This window comes from Synechococcus sp. RC10A2, assembly GCF_047502605.1.
Genome location: NZ_JANSHP010000041.1, coordinates 42,703 through 64,133 on the forward strand (window position 1 = coordinate 42,703; position 21,431 = coordinate 64,133).

Below are 21,431 nucleotides of genomic sequence, written 5' to 3' on the forward strand. Positions count from 1 at the left end.
CAGGAAGTGTCGATGGAGACAATTGGGAGAAGAAATGCCAGAAGCAAGCTAGGGAGGCCGGAAATCGCGGTATGCTGGCTTTGGATCCCGTTAATCTCTCTTCATAGTCTTCCCCTATGGATGTCTTCGCCCCAACCGGAAACCTGCATGCCGGCGCCATTTGGCCGGAGGTGGTGGTTACCCTCACGCTGTTGCTCGTCCTGGTGGTGGATTTGGTGGGTGGGTCGGCGGCGCGCAAAAGTCTTCCGGCCCTCTCCCTCTTTGGTTTGCTTGGGGCCTTGGTGACCTTGGTGTTGCAATGGCAGCAGCCCCAGTTGGAGAGCTTCTTGGGCAGCTTTGCGGCGGATCCGGTGAGCATTCTCTTCCGCGGCCTGGTGGTGGCGACGGCAGCCCTGACGGTGATGATGGCGGAGCGCTACTTCCTCCAGGCAGGCGCGCCCACGGGCGAGTTCTATGTGCTGCTCCTCACGGCCACCTTGGGGGGCATGTTCCTCGCCGGGGCGACGGATCTCATCATGGTGTTCGTCTCCTTGGAAACGCTGGGCATCGCCAGCTACCTGATGGCCGGCTACACCAAGCGGGATCCGCGTTCTTCCGAGGCGGCCCTGAAGTATCTGTTGACGGGGGCCAGCAGCACCGCTATCTTCCTCTACGGCATGTCGCTGCTTTATGGCCTGTCGGGGGGGCAGACCCAGTTGGCGGCTATTGCGCCCTACCTGGCCAATGCCGGGCTGGTGGGGATCCTCGCTTTGGTGTTCTGCCTGGGCGGCATTGGCTTTAAGCTGGCGGCGGTGCCTTTCCACCAGTGGACTCCTGATGTCTATGAGGGATCCCCGACGCCGGTGGTGGCCTTTTTGTCAGTGGGATCCAAAGCAGCAGGCTTTGCCTTGGCGGTGCGCTTTCTGGCCACCGTCTTTCCGGCGATGACAGAAGAGTGGCGGGCGGTGCTCTCGGTGCTGGCCATTTTGACCATGGTGCTGGGGAATGTGGTGGCCATTGCCCAAACCCGCCTCAAACGGCTGCTGGCCTATTCTTCTATTGGGCAGGCGGGCTTTGTCTTGATCGGTTTGGTGGCGGGCACCGAAGCGGGCTATGCCAGCTTGATTTTTTACCTGATGGTCTATTTGGCCATGAACCTAGGGGCTTTTCTGTGTGTCACCCTCTTCAGCCTCAAGACTGGCACCGACGAAATCAACGAGTACAGCGGCCTCTATCAGAAGGATCCCTTTCTCACCCTTTGCCTGAGCATTTGTCTGCTCTCCCTGGGCGGGTTGCCGCCGCTGGCCGGCTTTTTCGGCAAGCTCTATCTCTTCTGGGCCGGCTGGCAGGCAGGAGAATACACGCTGGTGCTGGTGGGCCTGGTGACTAGCGTCATCTCCATCTACTACTACGTGCGGGTGGTGAAAACCATGGTGGTAAAAGAGCCGCAGGAGATGTCGCTTTCGGTGCAAAACTACCCCCCAACCGACTGGCAGGCCGAGGGCATGCCGGCTTTGCGGGTGGGCATGGTGGTGACGCTGGTGGCCACCATCTTCGCTGGCATCCTCTCCAATCCTCTATTTACCCTCTCCACTCAGGCGGTGGAGCAAAGCCCGTTTTTGGGGTTCCCGACAGCCCAGGCTTTTGCTCCAGGGTCGGCCAGCCCTTCTCTGGCCGTTGCAGGATCTGCAGCTTTGCCTAGCCGCGGTTCCTAGACCTTCCTCAAGGGCGCCGCAAGGCACGGCTCCCTTACCCCCAGCCCTTCTCCCTTCGGAAGGGGAAATTTACTGGGACAATTGACCCGATGTTGTTGAGACGGTTTCTGGGCTATCTCAATTCCTGGGATCCCTGACCAGCAGCCGTCCACAACCAAACAGAATCTCAAATACCTTCTAGGCTGACATTGAGAAAGCGGGCAATCTCGGCGGCTTGGTTTTCAATCTCGGCCAGGGGAGGGGGCTGGCCGACGCCGGTGAGGGGGATGTCGCCGCGTCCTTTTATGCGCAAGTAGATGGCGCGGCGAGGGTTGAAGCCCTCTCGCAGCTCCACCCGCAGGCTTTGCACCTCGGCAAAGTCGTATTCTAGGCGCACCTCGCGGTTTTTGCCCGGAAAGCCCTGCCGCACCAGGGTTATCTTCTGGGTGCGGCGGTCGAACTCGTTGTAGCCGCCCCCCAGGTTCCAGTACAGGCTCAGCCATTGATACAGCCCCGCCAGGGATCCGAGCACGCCGTAGAAGAGCATGGCAATGCCCTGGGGAATGAACACCAGGCTGGCGGGATCGGAAAAGGGGAGCAAGTTGCGGTGGAAATAGCTGGAAAGACCCGCCAGGGTAAAGCCCAGCCCACCCCCTGTCAGCGCCACCGCCCAAAAGTAGACGCTGGGCCGCCGCGACCCGATTACGGTGTAGCGCAGCAGGTCTTCCGAGCGAATTTCGGGAACAGTCGCAGACACAGACGGGATCCCTGTCGATTTTCCAAGTTGGCTTCTCCCATTTTATAGGCGGGGAGGAGCTTGCCCTGTGGAGCAGCAAGAGAGTTAGCATTTTTCCGCCGCCAACAACAAGAGCAGCCAGGGGGTTGGTCCTTTTGCAATCCAGCCTCAGGGGGGCGAAGCAGGAGAGGGGGTTAAGCGCTGCGGCCCTCTCCGCTTCCACGCTGGGATCGCCCTCAATTTAGGGCTGAGGCTCGCGCGGCGTCACAATTTCCCCTGCCCCTGGGGTGACGGCTGGAGGTTTAGAGTTGCCAGTGGCGCTGGGAGAGGGGTCGCCCTCAGGGGTGGGAGGAGGGGAAGGGGTCTGGTCTGGCTCGGCAACAGGAGGAGAAGGCTCAGGGTCGGGGGGCTCGGCTGCGGGAGTTGGGGTTGGCAAGGCAGCTTCCTGAGCCGTTCGCTCCCCAAAGGCCGAAAGGGCAATCGCCGCTTCCCCGCGGCTGACCGGCTCAAAGGGGTTAAACGTGCGGATGGGGCCGAAGGTGCGCAACACCGTGGAGGCATTCTCCAGGCTGCGATCCGCCACCAGGGGGGCAACGGCCTCGTCGGGGATCTGGGCCGCATCGGTAAAGCCCCAACGCTCCTCCAGCTCTGCTCGGGATCCCTTGATCTGGCCGGGCGGCAAATCCAGAGGTGCCTTCATGCGGATCAGCTCTGCCCGCGACAGCAGGCTGTTGGGGCGGAACTCGCGGTTGGCATCGCCGACCACCAGGCCGGCAGCTCCCAGGGCCTGGATGTAGCGAAAGTTGGGATCCTCCTCCGGCACATCCAAAAACAAGGGGCGCTCGCCAGCGGATCCCAAACGGATTTGGCGGCTGGGCTGGTCGGCGTGAATGGCGTTGTTGGCCAGCACCAACCAGCGGGCAAATTCGCCGCGACGAACGCTACGCTGCGGCTGAAACTCACTGCCAACAATATCGGCAAAGACACCCAGCCGATCCAGATCAGAGACAGCACGGGCCACCAGGGATCCGGGCTCCAGATCCGTGAAACGGCTGCTGACCTGGCTGGGCGGGGGCGTGAAGGAAGCAGGGGGGGTGGCAGGAGCAGAGGGGGAGCGGGATCCCGGCAGAGGCGTGGGCGTCTCCGGTCGGTCGGCGGAGAGAGGGGGAGGCAGGCCCACCGGTCGCACCGCTCTTTGCAGCCGCTCTCCCCACTCGGTTCCCTGACAGGCCGACAACAGCCCCAGCAGCAAGGCAAAACCAGCGGCCCTGAGCCAGGTGCCGGCTGGAGGCAGCGACCGCCTAGACTGCTTGAGCCGATTGAGCTGATGCTGCAATGCTTTCTCCCCCTCTACTGAGCCCATTTGCGGCTGAACTCCTCCAGCACATCCAACAAGTTCAGCAGGCTTTGCATCGGCAACAGATCCGCCAGGGGCAATTCTTTGCGCCCACCCCCCACTTTTACCGGGATCCGTTGCAAGATCTCCGTGACCGCGTCCTCATCCACCTTGCCTGCCCTCACCTGGGGGGCCAGTTGTTCTGCCAAGAGGGTGTGCAGATGGGCATCCCGCAGGTAGAGGTGCCAGCGGGCTACATCGATGTAAACTTCCTCGCCAATGGCAGCGGCCAACTGCTCGATCTCTGGGTTGCTGGGCACTTGGGCCATCGCTCAGCTCCGTCAGTGGTTGCCCTCTGCCGATCATAACTTGGGCCCACCTCAGGGAGAGCTGGCGGCAGAGCGGGCCGGTAGAGGCAGGGCGAAGTTCTCTTGCAACTGCCGCAGCAGCAACAGGTGTTCCAGCGCCAGGCGATCCCGTTCTGTGCGCAACTGGCTCAGTTGGGCCTGAATTTGACGGATATCGGCCTCGTCAGAGTCCCAGGTTTGCAACAGGCGGTAGAGGCGCTCTTGTTGGTTGGCAATCTGCCGGTTCAGGCGGGCCAAGCGGCGGCTGAACTCCCTATCCATTTCCTCGGCCAGCTCGAGGTCGGGCAGCAGAGCCAGGCGATCCCAATGGATGCCCAGGTCGGCCAAGGTGGGGAGGGGCGGATCCAACTCCTTAAGGAGGGGGAAATCGGGAAAAGGCGATAGCTCTATCTCGGGAGAGGCCGGTTGGTTTTGGGCGGGGGTGGAAGCCTGAGAGCCGGCCAGCGGTTGGGTGAGACGGGATCTGGGTGAGGGCAGGTTGGTGGGCTCCAGGGCATGGGGATAAGGACGTGAGTCCTGCGGCGCTGCGAAATGGCTGCCACTGGGGTCAGCCTGGGCCGACAAGGATCCCAGACTAACTAGCCAAAGGCAAACTGCCAAACCGCAAGCTCCGCGAACTGCTTTTTCCACCCTCCACTCCTCAATCTTTCTCAAGCCTGCTCAGAATCATTCCCAGCTCACCTCGTCGCCGAGGTTCGGCGTTGTCTCAAACAAAATTGAGTAGGCATCTTGTTTTTGCCCCGGCTCGAACAGATAGCGCTGGGCAACCCGGGCAGAGGCAGGCACGATGGCCACCCGCACCGGCGGCTCCTCTAGCGACACCAACGGCTGGGGATGCGACCAACGCCAGCCCGCCCAGCCGGCTCCCGCCAAGGCCACCCCAGCCGCTGCCACCCGTCCCCAAGGGGTGCCCCTGCACCGCCGCCAGCTCAGATCGAGCGCCGGCCTGCGGTCCAGCTCCTCGAACACGCGGCTGATCAGCAGCTCTGTTTGGCCAGGATCCAAAGTTGGGGCCTTGAGGTTGGCCAAGCCGGCCTGCAAGGCTGCCAGTTGGCTGTACAGTTGCCGCGCTTGGGGATCGCTGGCCAGCCAGTCTTCCACCTGCCGCGCCTCTTGGGGCGACAATTCCCCATCCAGGTAGGCGCTCAACTGTTCAAAGCGCTCCTCCACCAGCGGCAGTTCTGGCTGGGAGTCCTCGCGGTCGGGGTTAAGGTTGCCGCGAACCATGGTCATTCACCATCGAGGTAGGGTTTTAGGGTGGATTGTAAGCGGGCGCGGGCGCGGGCAATGCGAGACTTAACGGTGCCCAAAGACACTCCTGTGATCTCGGCAATTTCCTCGTAGGCCATCCCCTGAATTTCCCGCAGCAGGATTGTCTGGCGAAAAACCTGAGGCAGGTCGCGGACGGCTTGGTGCAATTGCTCGTAAAACTCGCAGGTGGTGAGGTGCTCATGGGGGCTAGGGCTCTCGCTGGGCAGCTCCCATTCCACCTCACTGTCCCGCATCGAAATCGGGGCATCCAAAGAAAGGGGCTGCTGCTGCCGTTTGCGCTTGCGCAGCTCGTCATAGAACAGGTTGGTGGCAATCCGCCCCAACCAACTGCGAAACTTCGCCGGCTCCTGCAGCCGCTTTAGGTGGCGGTAGGCCCGGATCCAGACTTCCTGGGCCAGGTCGTGCCGGTCAGGCCAGTCGGGGGCCAGGTGGTAGAGCACCTTGTCCACATAGGCCTGGTGACGGCGTATCAGCTCAGCGAAGGCCTCGCGGTGGGGCCGGGATCCCTGCTGGCAGAGCAGCACCAGATCCACGTCAGCGAGCTTTTCGGGCCGCACAGGCACGTCCTTCACCCAGACCGACCAGCGCTGGCCACTGATGTCGCTGAGGGCAGCATCCATAGGTACCCATAGATTATCGAAGGACAACGACGGAGGGATCCCCTCCCAAGCAGAACCTCTGTTAGCTAGACGATAATGGCGCAGTTTGAGTTCCTCCCGCTCGGCCCCCACTCCCCAAACTCAAGGCAGCTGCAAAGGTTCCAGAGGCCGCAGCGGCTACAAGCTCTCGGATTTTGGGGCAGGGGACCCGACCTAGGGCGAACACTCTGCAGGATAGCCCTTGAGCCGGCGACTGGGCTACAGTGGGCTTGCGCTAGGGTCAACCGGCATGAATTCTGATGTCTCTGCTGCCCTCCTCTCCGAGCTCAAGGCGGTGCCGACGCTGGCCCAACTCTCAGCAGCCTCTCTGCAATGGTTGGGATCCCAGGTGAAGCTGCGGGATATTGCGGCAGGACAGGCGCTCTTGATGCAGGATGCCTGGGGCAACGTCGTTTATTTGATCCTCTCTGGCTGGGCCAAGGTGCGGCGGTCTGTGGGGATTCGCACAGCAGAAGGGACACAAGACAGCGCCCAAACCCTGGCTTTGCTCGGGCCGGGCGCTTGGGTGGGGGAAATGGCGGTGCTGGACGAAGCCCCCCGCTCGCGGGATGTGCTGGCCCTGACCCCGCTGCGGGCGGCCGGGATCCCGGCGGCCACCTTCAAGGCGCTGATGCTGCAGGAGCCGCACCTGTGTTATCGCCTGGCTTGCAGCCTCTCCCGCCGCCTGCGCCTGGCCAATTTGCAGGCCGATCTGGATCGACAAAGCCCCCCGCTGCGGGTGGTGCATGCGCTGGTACAACTGGCAGAGGCCTTTGGCGAGAAAACCGAGCAGGGCGTGCGCATTGTTTACCCTCCCCTCCAGGATTTGGCCGATATCAGCCAGGTCAGCCGGGAGGTAGCGGCGGCGGTGCTGGGCCGCCTGCAACAGCAAGGGGTGATTCAGGTGTTGCCGGAGCACCAGTCTCTGCTGCTGGTGCAGTACGCCAAACTGGTAGAGGCCACCCGCCTGCTCTAGGTGCATCCGTCCTGTTTTGGAGACTGCCCATGCGCCCCCGGCCCATCCCGCCCCGGCCCGGACAAGAATCCGTCTGGGACTACCCGCGCCCGCCCCGCCTGGAGCCAACCGCCGAGCGGGTGGAAGTTTTCTTTAATGGCGAGCTCATCGCCCACAGCTGCCGCTGCTACCGCATCCTGGAAACCAGCCACCCGCCCACCTACTACATCCCCCCCGCCGATGTGCGGCTGGAGTATCTCCGCCCCAGCGCCCGCACCTCCTTCTGCGAGTTCAAAGGATCTGCCCGCTACTGGACGGTGCAAGTTGGATCCCAGGTGGCCGTGGATGCCGCCTGGAGCTATCCGGATCCCAGCCCGGAGTTTTGGCCCATCCGCGACCACCTCGCTTTTTATGCGGGCCGCGTGCAGGAGTGCCGGGTGGATGGAGAACGAGTCCGGCCCCAGCCGGGAGATTTCTACGGCGGCTGGATTACCTCCAAGGTCGTAGGCCCCTTCAAGGGGGAGCCGGGGAGCTGGGACTGGTAGGCTCTAGGCAAGAGGGGATCCCTTTTGCCGAGGAAAAGGACTACAGTTAAGTCGATAGGGGTCAGGTGTCCAAAGACGCCTTGACGCGAGCAGGAAAGCGGACAAAAGCCATGACGGTGCGGGTGCCCCTCGACTACTACCGGGTTTTGATGCTGTCACCACGGGCGGACGAGCATCAGATCGAGCAGGCCTACCGAGAGCGGCTCGATCCCAAGCCGGGCGAGCGCTCTTGGCTGCTGGGGTTTTCGCCGCAGGCCGTGGAAGCTCGCGCTCAGCTTATTCAAGAGGCAGCCTCGGTGTTGCTTAACCCAGAGGCGCGACAAAACTACGACGAACACCTGACACCGGCGGATCCCACCCTGACGGTGGAAGAGCCCCTCTTGCCAGGAGTGCTGTGTTTGTATTGCGAAGTCGGAGAGTACCAAGCGGCCTTAGATTTGGCTCAACAGATGCTGGAGCAGGGCCACCCTGCCCGTTCTGACGCCATTTTGGCGCGGGCCATCGCCCGGTTGGAGCTGGGCCGGGAAGCCTGGCAACAGGGATCCTACGAAGAGGCGGCGCGCTCTCTGCAGGCGGGCCTGGCGGAGCTGGAGGAGTATCAGGCTTTTCCGCAGCTGCAAGCAGAGCTCCGCTTTGATCTGGGCAAGCTGCGTCCCTACCGCATTTTGCAGCTCCTCAGCCTTGAGACTAGCGCCCCCGCCCAAATCGGCAAAGAGGCGCTTGCCGATCCTGTCCTGGCGCGGCAGCAAGGGCTTGCCCTCCTGAAAGCCATGCTGGACGAGCGGGGTGGCATTGAAGGAAGTGGGCAGGATGGCTCTGGCCTCAGCACAGAAGATTTCTTGCGCTTCATCCAGCGGGTGCGCCGTCACCTTACTCTCCAAGAACAGCAGGAGCTGTTTGAGCGAGAGGCCGAGCGTCCCTCGCTGGTGGCCGCCTACTTGGCCGTGCAGGTGTTGCTGGCAGCAGGCTATCTGGAAAAACGTCCGGCCTTGGTGCGGCGTGCCCGCGGCTACTTGGCCCGCCTGGCCCAGCGGCAGGATGTCCATCTGGAGCAGGCCATCTGCAGCCTGTTGCTGGGGCAGACCGAGGAGGCGCTTGACCATCTGCGCTCCAGCCAAGAAACAGAGGCCCTGCAGTTTATCGAAGAACACTCCGCCGGCTCCCCTGACCATCTGCCGGGTCTGTGCCGCTTCACAGAAAGGTGGTTTCAAGAGGAGGTGTTCCCAGAGTTTCGCGGCCTGGAAACTGCCCAAGCAACCTTGCAAGCTTACTTCGACAACCCCCAGGTTCAGGCTTACCTGGACGAGATGCCCAGTCGCGAGAGCTCGCCGGCGGGGACGCTATCTCCCCCATCTTTCCACCCCGCACCCCATTTGCCTGCTATGGTGGGTGGCCCACGCCTAACTGAGCAAACACAAGAATCGCCTCGCCCGCCCGCCCCCTTTCCGCGGGGAGGGACAGCGCCTCCTCCAGAGCCCCCGCGTATGTCCGATTTGCCCGCCTACCGGCGCGGCGAGGGGCCGGCCAAGCCCCCCTTCGAGGAAGGGATCCCACACGCCCACGAGTGGGGATCGCAGGAGGTGGAGCGTTACCGCCGCAGCCGCCTGGGATCCCGCCGTGGTCGGGGTGAGCGCCCTGCCATTCCCCTCGGCATCGGCTTGGCCGGAGTGGTCGGCGTGGGCATCCTCTCCCTGCTGGTGATCTGGCAGATGCTGAGGAGCCTGTTCACGCCGCCAGCGCCGCCGCTGGAGCAGCCCCAGGTGCAACTGGAGCAGCCGCCGGTTGCCATCGACGCTCCGGGCCAGCCAGAACCCACGCCTGAGCCTGAATTGACCGGCCCTCTGGCCGAGTGGCGGGGTGTGCGACAGGTGCGGGTGATTGCCAATGAGGGCATTAACATTCGCCAGCAGCCCAGCCTGACTGGGGCTATCGTCGGGGCCGCCCCGCGCCAAGCTTTGCTGCGGGTGGTAGAGGTGCAGGCTGGCGAAGGACAGGTGCCTGTCTGGTTGCGCGTTGAGCGAGAGGGGGCCCCAGGGGGATGGGTCGCTGCCCAATCCGGCTCAACCCGTCTGGTGGAGCGACTCTAAGCCTTTCCTGCTGCCAGCTTCCGTTCTCCTTTTGGGGGATAACCTGTCTCCCGTTTGCCTGCAGTGGATATTCTGCGCAATGCCCCGCTGGGAATCTACCTGGAAGAGCCGCGCACCTGGCTGCACCGCCTCGATCCGCGCGTGAAGCTGGCCTGGCTGCTCAGCTTTCTGCTCAGCCCAATTTTGGCTGGCAATGGCTGGCGCCTGGCCGTGGTGGCGGTTCTGTTGTTCTTGACGGTGGCAGCCCGCCTGCCGCGTCGGGTCTGGTCGGGCCAGCTCTCGCTGGTGTTAGCCCTCAGCCTGCTCACTTTTGGGATCACCAGCTTCGCTCCCGATGGGTTGGGGGTTTTCCCGCAGCCGCAGCGGCAGGACGCGCAGGTGGTGGGCTATGGGCTCATCCCCGGCTATGACGGGGGGGTGGAAGAGGGATCCCGCGCAGCAGCCAAGCGGGCCTGGCGGGAGCAAACCCGTGCCTGGCCGACTCCCTACCGCTACCGCTTGCTGCAGGTTTCCCTAGGGGAGCGAACCTTTCAGGTGTCCCGCCGTTCCCTGTCGGTGGCTTTGCGGCTGGGCACCCTCATCTTTACGCTGCTCTACGCCACCAATTTGTTTTTGCTGACCACAGCCCCAGAAGAGATCACAGAGGGGATCGGCCACCTGGTGCAGCCTCTAAAACGCTGGGGATGGCCAGTTGCGGAGGTGATCCTCACTCTCACCTTGGCGCTGCGCTTTCTGCCGCTGGTGATGGAGGAGGTGCAAAACCTGGTGCGGGCGGTGCGCACCCGCGATGTCCGCTGGGGATCCCTCAGCTTCCGGGGCGGGATCCAAACCCTGCTGGCTCTGGTGGAGCGCTTTTTTGAAAACCTGCTCCTGCGGGCAGAGCAGACAGCCATGGCCATGCAGGCGCGTGGGCTGACCGGCCCCGACCACCCCTTGCGCTGGCACCGCCTACACCTGCGGCAGCTAGATCGCGGGGCGCTGGCCCTGCTGCCCCTGTTTTGGCTGCTGAGGGCCTTGTCCCCCTGAGGCTACGGCCGGGGGACGCAGTTCCTTGCCAGCCAGCGGCAGGAGCAGCCGGGCAACGGAGCGCCCATCCCCAGAGGAATAGAAGGAGAGCTGCCCTCCCATCCGCTGCAGTAGCCGTTGGCACAGGCCAAGTTCCAGGCCGGGGCTCGCCGAGAGCGGCGATTGGAAGAGGGGATCGGCGTAGATGACCTGTTGCGGATCCCATTGCAAGGCCGTCAGCAGGTGGGGATCGAAGCTGCCCTGATCCACCACCAGCAGCTCTGCATAGCCCTCTGTGGCTTGGCTCCACAGATCCAGCCGCCCCCCCTCCGGGCTGCGCAAGGCAGCGGCCAGCAGCACTTCCCAGAGGATCATCTCCAATCGCCCGACATCGCCCTGGACGACGAGGCTGAGGTCGCCGTGGGCGCGCGGCCACAGCTTGCGTTTTTGGGTCAGGCCCTCCACTCGGCGCAGGCTTTTGCGCACCAAGGTTGCTAGGGGCACCGACAGCAACTGCGGCTGCACCTGCCACGTTTCCGTCTGCAACAGCGGCTCGGCGAAGACGGCCAGATCCCGCAGCTCCCTGCCGATTTCCACCACCTTTTGCCAGCGGGTGGCCTCATCTCCCCGGATGCCCGGCACTTGGCCAAGGCGGCGCAGGCCGTCCAGCAGGGCATTTTGCAGATCCAGCAGGCGGCGGTGCTTGTACCAATTCAACTCGCTGAGCACCTCCTGCCGCTCCTGCAAAGTTTGCACCCAAAGCAAGCGCCGCAGCGTCCAGCCACAGGTTTGGGCCATCAACGTCACAGCCGCCTGCTCCTCTGCCTCCCAGACTCTGTCCGCCTCTGCTCCCAGGATCAAAACCCCCAGGGGCTCCGGCAGCGAGGGATCCGTCTCCCCCAAGGGCACCAGCAGCCAGGATCCCAGGCCCACCGAGTTTAACCAGGCGCGGCTGGCAGCCGGGATCTGGTCTTGGGCAAGCGGGAGGGGACCCCTCGCCTGCAGCGCAGCGGCCAGCAAGGGATCCTGCCGATTGATCTCAGTGGGGCCGCTGGGGCAGAACTCGGGGGCAGCGGCAAAGGGCGGCTGCAAGCAGGCCCGGCTCTCCCCCGGCTGCCAACTGACCACCAGCGCCAAAGGGATCTGGAGGAGTTGGGCCGCCTGTTGGGCGATGGTGGCGTAGAGAGCCTCAGGGGTGGCCAGGTTTTGCAAAGTCAGACAAGTGGCGATCAGGCCGCTGAGCAAGTGCTCTTGCCGTTCCTGCCGTTGCTGAGACCGAAGTTGCCGCAGGAGCAATCCCACTTGTTGGGCAGTCCCGCGCAGCAGTTGCCGTTCTTCTCGGCTCCAAGCCCTTGGCCGCGGGTGGAGCACTAGGATCAGCCCTTCGGGGGTGGCAGTGCCGCTGGCGCCGGTATGAGTCAGCATGAGGGAGCGCACCCCCAAAGGGGCCAGTTCTTGCCGCCAGGAGAGCAGGCGCAGATCCTGGTCGTAGTTTTCCGCCGCCACCACCTCGCTGCGCAGCAGATCCTGCCAGTCTTGCTCGCTTAAGGAGCTGAACTGCGGCGGCAGAGCCTGCTTGCCCTCGCTGCGGTACTCGGAGAAGAGGCGGGGGTTCGGCCTATCGGGATCCACTGTCAGGACGGCCACCGCACTGGCTTGCAGACGCTGGCCCAGGCCGACGACGGCTTGCTGGAGAGCCTGCGGCAGCTCCGCCGGGTTGTAAAGCGAACGGCCCACCTGCTGCACAAACTCTTGCTCGTCGGCCAACTGGCGGATGCGGCGATCCAGATTTTCCAGGGGGGCGGCTAAGGCCAGCCCATTGGCGGCGGCGGCCACCAACTGGCGCTCCACAGCTTGCCAGGTGCGGGGCACATCCGATTGCACCCAAATGAACCCCAGCAGATCTTTCTCCAGCAAGATGGGGGCGGCCAAGGCCGCCTGGGCCCGCAACTGCTGCATCAGCTTGAGGGGGATCTCGGAGCGGGTCGTCCCTGTGCCGCCTACCACCACCTGGCCATCGGCGAGGGTGTAGTACATATCTCCCAACTCCCGCAGCGAAAGGCCGCCATCTCCTGGCGACGCTGCTCCTGCTTTGGCCTCTTTGGACATGGGGGCAGGAGTAGGTGGCTGGCTGGGTCTAGAGGCGCTTCCATGGGGAACAAACCGCCCCCGGCTGCGCTCGTGCCAGTACACCTGGATATGGACGGCGCCCAGGCAAGTCTGCAGCTCCTGCCTCACCAGGCTGACCCGTTCCTGCAGGGATCCCGCCTGGCATATCGCCGTTCCCAGCCTCAGGAGCGAATCCTCAAGGCGTTTTTCGCTCTGCTGCCTCCAGGCATTTTCCAGCTCCTGCAAAGAGGCGGCCAACTGGCCCAGCAAAATCCCCAGGAGCGCTTTCTCTTCCTCGCGGGTGGTAACCCCCCACATCTGGGATCCCAGCATCAGGATCCCCAGGCAGCGCCGCCGCCCTGCTGCTGAAAAGGGGTAGATGAAGCAGCCTTGGATCCCGCCCAGGCGCCTGGCTTCCCGCTGCCAAAGGCCCATGCGCGGCTCCTGGGAAAGATCGGGCACGCTGATGGGCCGCTGCTCGATCACCACCTGCTCCAAGATCTCCCCCGGCTGCAGGGGATGCACCCCTCGCAAGAGAGTTGGCTCCTCCACAAGGCTAAACCCTCCCTGACCCAGCAACTGGTGATTTTGATAGTCATAAAAGGCCAGCCAGATCAGCGGCGCCCCAAACACCGCCTTGACATACTCCAGCGTGAGCTGAATGAGGGCATTGGCATCGCTCTGCTCCCGCATCTGTTGCAAGGTTGCCTGTAGGGCAACTAGGGGAGAGATGGCCCCAGCTCCACTGGAAGAATAGGGGGAAGGAGGTTGAACCATGGCCCGACGTGGGTTATGCAGGTTTCTGCAGAGGGAAAGCGGCCGCAGCTTTCTCTTGGCCCACCTTAGCCATGCCGTTACTTGGGCGTCAGCCCCTCTCCCAGGAAAGGGGAAGCCCCTCTTGAAAATGGGGCTGCTGGGGAACCTAGGCCCTTTTCAAGGAGCTGGGAGCCGGGACCCGCGCAGTTTGGAGGTGTTGGTGACCAAGCTCTGCACAAAGCGTTGCAAGCGCTGGCGTAGGTTTTCGTCCTTGAGGTTGCCCTGCTCATCGAAGGCGCTCCAAGCCCGACCAATGGCAATCTGCTCCGGGATCGCCCAGCCATGCACCCACCGCACAATTAAACGCATCTGGTTGAGGGTATTGCTGTTGCTCTCACCGCCCAAAACGCTGATCAGCCCGAAGACCTTGCCCTCTAAGTGTTCAAAGCTCAAGAGATCGAGAGCATTCTTCAGGCTGCCGCTGATGCCGCCGTGGTACTCAGGGCTAGCCAGGATGATCCCATCGGCCCGCTTCATTGTTGCCCGCAAAACCTCCACGTCGGGATAGTCCGGGTAGGATTCCGAACCATCGGCAAAGGGCAACTTCATTTGCCGCAGGTCGAGGATGTGCAAGAGAAGCCTCAACCTCTCAAACTCGCACCGCACCACCTCTAGCGCCTGATAAGTCAAAGAATTGGGCCGCAAGCTGCCGCCGATGGCCACGAAACAAGCTCCAGAGGCTTCAGCCATGACGGCTTGCCAATCGACAGTAGGGGCTTGCAGGGTTGAAGGAGACATAAGCCAGGCTCCTGAGCAGACATTAGTTATGCTTCAAACAATCATAACTCATACTAAATCTGCATTGTAAAGATTTCTTTAGCCGTCTTGCTGAATAAGGCTGACGCATTGCCGAAGCGTCGCGCAGCGATAACAGCCGGATTCTGCTTCGGAGCTGGGATCTGGATATCTCCCAGCAGGGGAAGCTGGGGCCAGCGGATTACATGTAGCAGGTTGGAAAAATCATCTCGCCAGAGGGGATCCCCAGCTTGGGGCAAAAGGGGCTGCCAGGGATCCCAGTCTTGCCGGCCACCAGGGCTTTTGGCCATCAGCACCCAGTGGGAAGGGGCTAGCCCTGCCCGGCGCTGGGCGGCGGTGAGCTCTTCATGGGCTTGCTGCCAGGCGGGAAGCCGCAATGCTCTTGCCAAGGCGGCCAGCACTGGCGCCAAGTCCAGGTGGCGGTTGGTGATGTTAAAGAGCAGCCAGCCCTGGGGCTTGAGCTTGCGGAGGTAGAGGGTCAGGGCCTCCTGGGTAAGCAGATGCACCGGCACGGCGTCGGAGCTGAAGGCATCTATCACCATCAGGTCGTAGCTGCCATCGGGGATCCCTTGCAGGCGGAGCCGGGCATCGCCCAAGATCACCCGCACCTGCGCCCGCCGGCTGGCCCAATCGAGATAGGGGAAGTAGCGGCCCGCCCAGTCGGCCACGGTGGGATCCAACTCGAAAAACGTCCACTCATCCCCTGGCTCGGCGTAGGCGGCCAAGGTGCCGATCCCCAGCCCCAGCACCGCCACCTGGGCCGGAGAAGAGGGCGGCTGCGCCCGCCACCGCTGGAACACCTGACCCACCGGCCCCTCGCGGGAAAAATAGGTGAGCGGCTCCAGGGCCTTTTGGGGATCCAGGTTTTGGCTGCCGTGCAGGGTGGTGCCGTGGAGCAGGCTGCGGAAGGATCCGTCCTCAGCGTGGTATTCCACAATCCGGTGGAGGCCAAAGGCGCTGCGCTCCTCGGCCACCACCTGGAGCCCCGGCGGCAGCCAGGTTTGTCCTAGCAGCAACACTAGACCCATCCCTGTTCCCACCCAGCGCCTTCTGCTGCCTTCTCCTACAGACCCCAGAAGGGCCATCCCCAGAGCCAAGCCCCCAGCGGCTCCAAGGCGAAAGAGCGCCTGAGGACGAAAGCCCAACAGCAACAAAGGCAAGAGCAACCCCAGCCCTAGCGACAGGCCCAGCCGCCCTCCCCGTGCCGCTAAGGCCGCCAGCGACACCCCCAAGAGCAGGGGGTACTCCAGTAAGGTCTCAAACATCTGCGGCGCCAGCAAAGCGGAGAACAGCCCTCCCAAGCTGCCTCCCACAGCCAGCCACAGGTAAAACTGCGTCAACTGCTGGGCGGGTGGACGGGATCTGGCCAACTGACTGTGACAGGCCCAGCTCACCAGGCCAAAAGCCCCCAGATGTAGCGGCAACACCCAAAACCAAGGTCTCGCCCAGCCCAGAACCTGGGCCCCTAGCGCTCCACAGGCCAGCAGAGCCGTTGTCCCTAAAGCCAAGTCATTGGGGTAGAGGCCGCCGAAGGCCAGTATGAAGGTCATGAGGTAAAGGCTCAGGGGAACGGCCCACAGCAGGGGCACCGCCGCCACGTCGGTGGTCAAGAGGGTGGTGGCCGCCACCAACAGGCCCGCCGGCAAAAAGGCCCAGCCGGCCCAGCGCCAACGCTCCCGCCAGGAGACGGGGGGGATCTCCTCCACGGGATCTCCCCTCGGGAAAGTCACCTCCCGCCCGTTCAGCATGAGCCCCACCCCACCCAGCAGCACCAGCGCTGCGACCAGAGCGTAGGATCCCGTCCACAGGTGGGTTTGCCCCGACAGAGACAACCGCGGCTCCAAGAGCAGCGGATAGCCCAGCAGCCCCGCTAGGCTGCCGGCATTGCTGGCCACGTAGAGCCCGTAGGGATCCCTTTTCGCCTCTCCCAGCGCCCGCTGCAGCAACGGCGTCGTCCCCGACAGGAGAAGCAAGGGTACTCCCGCCCTTGCTGTCAAGTCAGCCAACAGAGCTAGGGAAGGGAAGACCCCTTCCAGTTGGCCAGGGATCCCAAACTGAAAGGGCAAAAACTTCAGCCCCGCCAGCAGGAGGATCCCGTGCAGCAGCACGCCCCAGCCGGGAGCGAGCCCTCGCCCCAGCCGGTCTGCCCACAGGTAGCCCAGCAGCAAAGCGAGCTGGAAAAAGACCAGGCAGGTATTCCAAACCAGGGGGGATCCCCCCCAGAGCGGCAGCAGCAATTTGCCCACCAACAACTGCCCCCAAAAAAGGCAAAAGGCGCTGCCGAACAACGTGAGGCCAACCAGCAAAACCACAGCCGTGCCCCCAACCCCTGGCTGTCAGTTCTAAGAAGCTTGGATGCCGGTGCTGGATTCAGGGGCGGATCCCAGCAGCCGCGAACCTCCGCCCGCCCAAGGGAAGTTGCAAACTCAGCTCAGCGGCTCATCACCTGTAGGGGAAAGCGTTCGGCCAACTCCCCTTCCACCTTGGGTAGCCATTCTTCTTGGAACACCCACACCTGGCCCTGCTGCACGCGGCCATCCGGGTTTTGTGTTAGCTCCAGCCAATAGACAAACTGATCCCCCCGCAGCACCACGCCTTGGGTGGCCAGGGCAAGACTGTAGCCGGGATTGTTGGCCAAGGCTTCAGGGGCCGGGTAGCGGATCACCTCCACCGCCCGATCCAAATCGGCGGCGATCTCCGGCCCGTAGATCTCGCGAATGGCTTGGAAAAGATCCTCTGCCGTCAGCCCTTGCGGGCGAAAGAAGGTCATGCGCTCCGAGCGAATCGTCTCCCGATCCAGCGGGTTGATGATCCGGCCCGGCGGGGCCACCGAGGCCAAAAAGGTAAATCGGGATCCATCCGGCTCCACGCGGTGAATGTTCAAGGTTTCGCCCGGGCGGGGCCGCAGCACAGGATTATTTCTCACCCAGGCCGCCGCTTGATCCGGCGATTGCCCAGGGATCCCCCATGCCGCCGATGGAAGGCCCACCACTGCCCAGCAGGCTATGGCCAAACTGATTGCGTCAGCGGGACGGAGTCCTTTCGCGTCGTCGGGACGCAGTCTTCTACCCCGGCCCGACAAAGTCCTTCCCCAGCTCGCGCCCAGGATTGGCCACGGATTACAATGCACCTTCTCAATCCTCCGGACAAACAAGACAAAATGCAAAACGAAAGGCGAAAATAATGTCCACAAAAAGCTAGAAGTTAACAGGCGGGCGTAGACAAGGCGACGTTTACCTCGGAGCGCACCCCGCTCTACCCATGTCTAGTGTATCTGGAGAGCGCAGCGGGATCGTTGCGCCTCAGCGCGAGCATTGCGGCCAATAGTGGCAAGGAGGCTTTGGCGAAATCCCCAAATCTCCGGGGTCACATCCCGCAAAACGTAAAAGATACCTTAAGATTAACGGTAAGCAAATCTCACACGCATCAGGTCAGCACCTCAGGAGGTAACCGATGGCTCTCGTTCCCATGCGGATCCTGCTGGATCATGCCGCCGAACATGACTACGGCATTCCGGCTTTCAACGTTAACAACATGGAGCAGATTCAAGCAATCATGCAAGCTGCCCATGAAACCAACAGTCCAGTCATCCTGCAAGCCTCTCGAGGGGCGCGCAAGTATGCGGGCGAGCACTTTTTGCGCCACCTGATCCTGGCGGCAGTGGAAACCTATCCCCACATTCCCGTCGCCATGCACCAAGACCACGGCAACAGCCCCGCCACCTGCTACTCCGCCATCCGCAACGGCTTCACCAGCGTCATGATGGATGGCTCCCTCAAAGAAGACGCCAAAACGCCGGCCAGCTATGAGTACAACGTGGCCGTTACTGCCGAGGTGGTGAAGGTGGCCCACGCTGTCGGCGTGAGCGTGGAAGGAGAACTGGGCTGCCTGGGATCCCTGGAGACAGGCCGCGGGGAAGCAGAAGATGGCCACGGCGCTGAAGGGGCCCTCAGCCACGACCAACTGCTCACCGATCCGGATCAAGCCGTGGACTTTGTGGAGCAAACCCAAGTGGATGCGCTGGCTGTGGCCATCGGCACCAGCCACGGCGCCTACAAGTTCTCCCGCAAGCCCACGGGCGACATTCTCGACATGGAGCGCATCGCCGAGATCCACCGCCGCCTGCCCAACACCCACCTGGTGATGCACGGTTCCTCGTCGGTGCCCAAGGAGCTCATCGACATCATCAACCAGTACGGCGGCTCCATTCCCGAAACCTACGGTGTGCCGCTGGAAGAAATTCAGCGGGGCATCAAAAACGGAGTGCGCAAAGTTAACATCGACACCGACAACCGTCTGGCCATCACGGCTGCGGTGCGCCGCGCCCTGGCCGAGAATCCGAAGGACTTTGATCCCCGCTCTTTCCTCAAGCCTTCTATCAAGGAAATGCAAAAAGTGTGCGCCGAGCGCTACATCGCCTTCGGCTGTGCCGGCCACGGCACCAAAGTCCCGGTGGTTACCCTGGACGAGATGGCGGCCAAGTATGCTTCTGGCGCTTTGGCGGCTCAGGTGAAGAAGACGGTTGCGGTCTAGCCCTCACACCCAGCCGCTGCAGCCCAAAGGTTCTAACTCAATATCGACAGGTGAGGGGATCCTTTGTGGATCCCCTTTTGCTTTGGAGGAACTTGATGCGTTTTGCCGGTCAGGCAGCTTTTGCTACAGAAGGTTTGTCCGCTTCGACTTGCTGGTTCAGCAACGCCAAAGTCAGGCGATCCAGCATTTCCAAGTCGGCCTCAGAGTAGCGCCGCTGAAAGAGCAGCTCGTTGATGAGGTTTTCTTGCTGCAAACTGAGAAAGCCGCTGCGGAAAACTTGCTCCACGATTGCTTCGATACTAAGGGCCGGAGCAACAGGGAGAGAATTCAAAGAGGCATTCATGGTCGTTTCCGTTTGAGAGGGTTCGTTCGAGAGTTCCCGATTACTTGTGCCGAGGAACGAGATAGCGCTGCTCGATCTGCTCCCTCCAGGAACGGGCGACCTCAGTCTGCAGCTTGTCTACAGCAGAAGCATCGTCCTGCCACTTGAGGGAAACCCCCAGTAGCTCCCCCATGGGAAAGTGCTCGCTCAGCAACGCCGCCAAGCGGTAAGTACGGTAATCTAGCGTTAGATCTACACCAGCTTGCATCTGTATTTCCTCCGCATTTCCAACGTTTACGTCCCCATCATAGCCCAAATATCCGTAAAAAAAAAAACGGAAAACACCGAGAATCCACGTACGCGATTTCTAGGATTTTTCTACGCCATTTGGCGGATAGCGGCGGGGATCCCACGGAGCTGTGGGGTGAGTTCAGGGATCCCAGCTCAGCAGAGCCGCGGTTGCGGCGGCCAGGGTGGCGGCGTTGAAGGGCTTGCTGGTGAGGTCATTGGCTCCCAGCCGAGCAAAGAGGCAGCCCGGGCATCCCTGATCCCAGGAGTTCTCTGGATTACAGGGATCCCCTCCATTGCCGCCCGGAGGTCGGAACCTAGTCGGCGTCTTCGTTGCTCACAAAACCTGGGTTGTCCGGGGATCCACTGGGTGCGGGCGATTCCAGGGCGTGTTTGAGGGCATGCCAGGCCAGGTTGGCGCACTTGATGCGTACCGGGAACTGGGCAACTCCCTTCATGGCATTGAGGGAGCGGTACTCCCGCGGAAACTCTTCGCCGCCGCGCATCATGGCCTGGAAGCGCTCGACCAACTGCAGCGCTTCGGGGATGGTGCGCCCGCGCACGGCATCGGCCATAAGATCGGCAGAAGCCAGGGCAATGGCGCAGCCCTCTCCCTCAAATTTGATATCGGCAATCCGCTCCTGGCCGGGATCCAATTGCAAGGTGAGGTCGATGGTGTCGCCACAGGAGGGGTTATGGCCGCGTTGGCGACGATGAACCGGATCGACCCTGCCGAAGTTGCGGGGCTTTCTGTAGCGTTCCAGGATGACTTGCTGATAAAGTCCGCGCAGGTTGTCGAGAGGCATTGTCGTTCCCGCTTGGTCGCTGCTTGGGCCAGAGCCCTATCCCCACCCTCCAGGGGCTACGGCTCCTTCCGGCCAATCTGGCTAGGCCCAAGCTAACTAACTTAATCTTAACCCTGTTCTCTGGGCTGCAACGGCGGGGCAAGGCAGGGCCTCCTCATCTCCCAGATCAAGCGGGTGGATTTCGACGGCTGCCCCGCCCAGTTCTGCCGGAACCTGCTCCCTCCACCGGCAGCAGGGTAGGTCTTGGGCGGGGGCTGGCGGCCTTTTTCGCTGACCAGCAGGGCAACACGCCCAGGTGCCCAAAGTAGCTGCGACAGGCCGGGGGCCTCCAAGGCAAGTCCTAAAAAAGCCAGTTGCAGTAGAGTCTAACGGTGCCGTTTGGGACGGAAGAGGTGGGCGTGGTCAGGGCTGTAGAGCCGCGAGCGGGCCGAGCCGGCTCCTGCCAAGCCCCGTAGGGCGGGACTGATGAGGTAGAGCACGGTGCGCTCTAGGCCGGCTTGCCGGGTGAGGGCCGCCATCTCCGCCAGGGATCCCAGCCAGATCCGCTCGTCCGGCCAGCCCAGACGGTAGCAGATGGCCACAGGGGTATCGGCGGGATAGTGGGTCATTAGATCCGCCTGGGCCTGTTCCACATGGCGGGCGCTCAGATACAGACACAAAGAGGCGCGGTGGGCCGCCAGGCTGGCCAGGGCTTCTGCTTCCGGCACGCGCGTCCGACCGCTGGCGCGGGTGAGGATGACCGTCTGCACCAGCTCCGGCACCGTTAGCTCCACCTGCAAACGGGCGGCTGCCAGTTGAAAGGCGCTCACCCCCGGCACGATCTCAAAGGGGATCCCGGCCTCCGCCAGCCGAATCAGCAACTCGTGCAGAGCGCCGTAAAGAGACGGATCCCCATCCTGCAGCCGCACCACCCGCCGCCCCGCCTTAACCCGCTCCACCATCTGGGGCAGCAGCGTTTCCAAGGTGAGGGAGCGCGTGTCGATGGCCTCCACGTCGGGGCAACAATGGGCCAGCAGCCCCTCCGGCACCAAAGAGCCGGTATAGAATACTACATCTGCTTCTGAGAGTACTCTCTGGCCGCGCAGGGTAATCAGCTCGGGATCCCCAGGGCCGGCGCCGACAATGTGCACCGGCCAGTAGGACGAAGTCGGTTGGCTCATCAGGTTTCTTCCCATCCTAGCAGCAG

20 protein-coding genes are annotated in these 21,431 nt (G+C 62.7%); 6 read left to right on the plus strand and 14 right to left on the minus strand.

Annotated elements, in window-relative coordinates; all coding sequences use genetic code 11:
- Positions 1–116 precede the first annotated feature (116 nt).
- Positions 117–1,694 carry an NAD(P)H-quinone oxidoreductase subunit N gene (locus NW848_RS04120; protein WP_414508661.1) on the plus strand — a complete coding sequence of 526 codons (1,578 nt, stop codon included), beginning with the start codon at positions 117–119 and terminating at the stop codon, positions 1,692–1,694.
- Positions 1,695–1,860: 166 nt separating this feature from the next.
- Here the strand turns inward: NW848_RS04120 and NW848_RS04125 are convergent, their stop codons facing one another.
- The 6 genes from NW848_RS04125 to NW848_RS04150 all read right to left on the minus strand — a co-directional run bounded on the left by NW848_RS04125 (position 1,861) and on the right by NW848_RS04150 (position 6,005).
- Positions 1,861–2,430 (minus strand): photosystem I assembly protein Ycf4, encoded by a 570-nt coding sequence (locus NW848_RS04125; protein WP_099812104.1) that lies wholly within the window; start codon positions 2,428–2,430, stop codon positions 1,861–1,863.
- 220 nt (positions 2,431–2,650) lie between these two features.
- Positions 2,651–3,772 (minus strand): S-layer homology domain-containing protein, encoded by a 1,122-nt coding sequence (locus NW848_RS04130; protein WP_099883948.1) that lies wholly within the window; start codon positions 3,770–3,772, stop codon positions 2,651–2,653.
- The gene (locus NW848_RS04135) at positions 3,760–4,074 is read right to left on the minus strand and encodes a DUF3181 family protein (RefSeq protein WP_011430332.1); all 315 of its coding nucleotides are present in this window, start codon (positions 4,072–4,074) and stop codon (positions 3,760–3,762) included. Before NW848_RS04135 ends, NW848_RS04130 begins: the two co-directional genes overlap by 13 nt.
- Before the next feature lie 51 nt (positions 4,075–4,125).
- On the minus strand, positions 4,126–4,713 hold the full coding sequence (locus NW848_RS04140) for a hypothetical protein (protein WP_228375200.1): 588 nt from the start codon (positions 4,711–4,713) through the stop codon (positions 4,126–4,128).
- 66 nt (positions 4,714–4,779) lie between these two features.
- Positions 4,780–5,346: an anti-sigma factor family protein gene (locus NW848_RS04145; RefSeq protein ID WP_071813516.1), complete on the minus strand. Its 567-nt coding sequence runs from the start codon at positions 5,344–5,346 to the stop codon at positions 4,780–4,782.
- Positions 5,343–6,005 (minus strand): sigma-70 family RNA polymerase sigma factor, encoded by a 663-nt coding sequence (locus tag NW848_RS04150; RefSeq protein WP_011430335.1) that lies wholly within the window; start codon positions 6,003–6,005, stop codon positions 5,343–5,345. The genes NW848_RS04145 and NW848_RS04150 overlap by 4 nt, the downstream gene beginning before the upstream one ends.
- A gap of 268 nt (positions 6,006–6,273) precedes the next feature.
- Between NW848_RS04150 and NW848_RS04155 the strand changes: the two genes are divergently transcribed.
- From NW848_RS04155 to NW848_RS04170, 4 genes are all read left to right on the plus strand, one after another.
- Positions 6,274–6,999, plus strand: coding sequence for a Crp/Fnr family transcriptional regulator (locus NW848_RS04155; RefSeq protein ID WP_099812102.1), 726 nt, complete (start codon positions 6,274–6,276; stop codon positions 6,997–6,999).
- A gap of 29 nt (positions 7,000–7,028) precedes the next feature.
- Complete coding sequence (locus tag NW848_RS04160; protein WP_011430337.1) at positions 7,029–7,523, plus strand: DUF427 domain-containing protein; 495 nt, start codon at positions 7,029–7,031, stop codon at positions 7,521–7,523.
- A gap of 110 nt (positions 7,524–7,633) precedes the next feature.
- Positions 7,634–9,610 carry an SH3 domain-containing protein gene (locus NW848_RS04165; protein ID WP_414510469.1) on the plus strand — a complete coding sequence of 659 codons (1,977 nt, stop codon included), beginning with the start codon at positions 7,634–7,636 and terminating at the stop codon, positions 9,608–9,610.
- A 63-nt stretch (positions 9,611–9,673) separates the two neighbouring features.
- Entirely contained in the window at positions 9,674–10,636 is a 963-nt protein-coding gene (locus tag NW848_RS04170) for an energy-coupling factor transporter transmembrane component T family protein (RefSeq protein ID WP_011430339.1), read from the plus strand.
- On the opposite strand, the gene NW848_RS04175 is transcribed toward NW848_RS04170, so the two are convergent.
- The 4 genes from NW848_RS04175 to NW848_RS04190 all read right to left on the minus strand — a co-directional run bounded on the left by NW848_RS04175 (position 10,574) and on the right by NW848_RS04190 (position 17,309).
- The gene (locus NW848_RS04175; RefSeq protein ID WP_099812101.1) at positions 10,574–13,501 is read right to left on the minus strand and encodes a GAF domain-containing protein; all 2,928 of its coding nucleotides are present in this window, start codon (positions 13,499–13,501) and stop codon (positions 10,574–10,576) included. The two genes, NW848_RS04170 and NW848_RS04175, sit on opposite strands and share 63 nt — an antisense overlap.
- A gap of 156 nt (positions 13,502–13,657) precedes the next feature.
- Positions 13,658–14,278, minus strand: coding sequence for an NADPH-dependent FMN reductase (locus tag NW848_RS04180; RefSeq protein WP_414388598.1), 621 nt, complete (start codon positions 14,276–14,278; stop codon positions 13,658–13,660).
- Positions 14,279–14,331: 53 nt separating this feature from the next.
- Positions 14,332–16,608, minus strand: coding sequence for a fused MFS/spermidine synthase (locus NW848_RS04185; protein ID WP_011430342.1), 2,277 nt, complete (start codon positions 16,606–16,608; stop codon positions 14,332–14,334).
- A 119-nt stretch (positions 16,609–16,727) separates the two neighbouring features.
- Positions 16,728–17,309, minus strand: coding sequence for a hypothetical protein (locus tag NW848_RS04190; RefSeq protein ID WP_414508659.1), 582 nt, complete (start codon positions 17,307–17,309; stop codon positions 16,728–16,730).
- Positions 17,310–17,749: 440 nt separating this feature from the next.
- Between NW848_RS04190 and fba the strand changes: the two genes are divergently transcribed.
- Entirely contained in the window at positions 17,750–18,829 is a 1,080-nt protein-coding gene (gene fba / locus NW848_RS04195) for a class II fructose-bisphosphate aldolase (protein WP_011430345.1), read from the plus strand.
- Positions 18,830–18,938: 109 nt separating this feature from the next.
- Here the strand turns inward: fba and NW848_RS04200 are convergent, their stop codons facing one another.
- The 4 genes from NW848_RS04200 to cobM all read right to left on the minus strand — a co-directional run bounded on the left by NW848_RS04200 (position 18,939) and on the right by cobM (position 21,405).
- Positions 18,939–19,172: a hypothetical protein gene (locus NW848_RS04200; RefSeq protein WP_011430346.1), complete on the minus strand. Its 234-nt coding sequence runs from the start codon at positions 19,170–19,172 to the stop codon at positions 18,939–18,941.
- Between the two features lie 40 nt (positions 19,173–19,212).
- On the minus strand, positions 19,213–19,419 hold the full coding sequence (locus NW848_RS04205; RefSeq protein WP_099834884.1) for a hypothetical protein: 207 nt from the start codon (positions 19,417–19,419) through the stop codon (positions 19,213–19,215).
- A gap of 337 nt (positions 19,420–19,756) precedes the next feature.
- Positions 19,757–20,245 carry a Fe-S cluster assembly sulfur transfer protein SufU gene (gene sufU, locus NW848_RS04210; protein ID WP_011430348.1) on the minus strand — a complete coding sequence of 163 codons (489 nt, stop codon included), beginning with the start codon at positions 20,243–20,245 and terminating at the stop codon, positions 19,757–19,759.
- A gap of 365 nt (positions 20,246–20,610) precedes the next feature.
- Complete coding sequence (gene cobM, locus NW848_RS04215) at positions 20,611–21,405, minus strand: precorrin-4 C(11)-methyltransferase (RefSeq protein WP_414402568.1); 795 nt, start codon at positions 21,403–21,405, stop codon at positions 20,611–20,613.
- Positions 21,406–21,431: the final 26 nt, after the last annotated feature.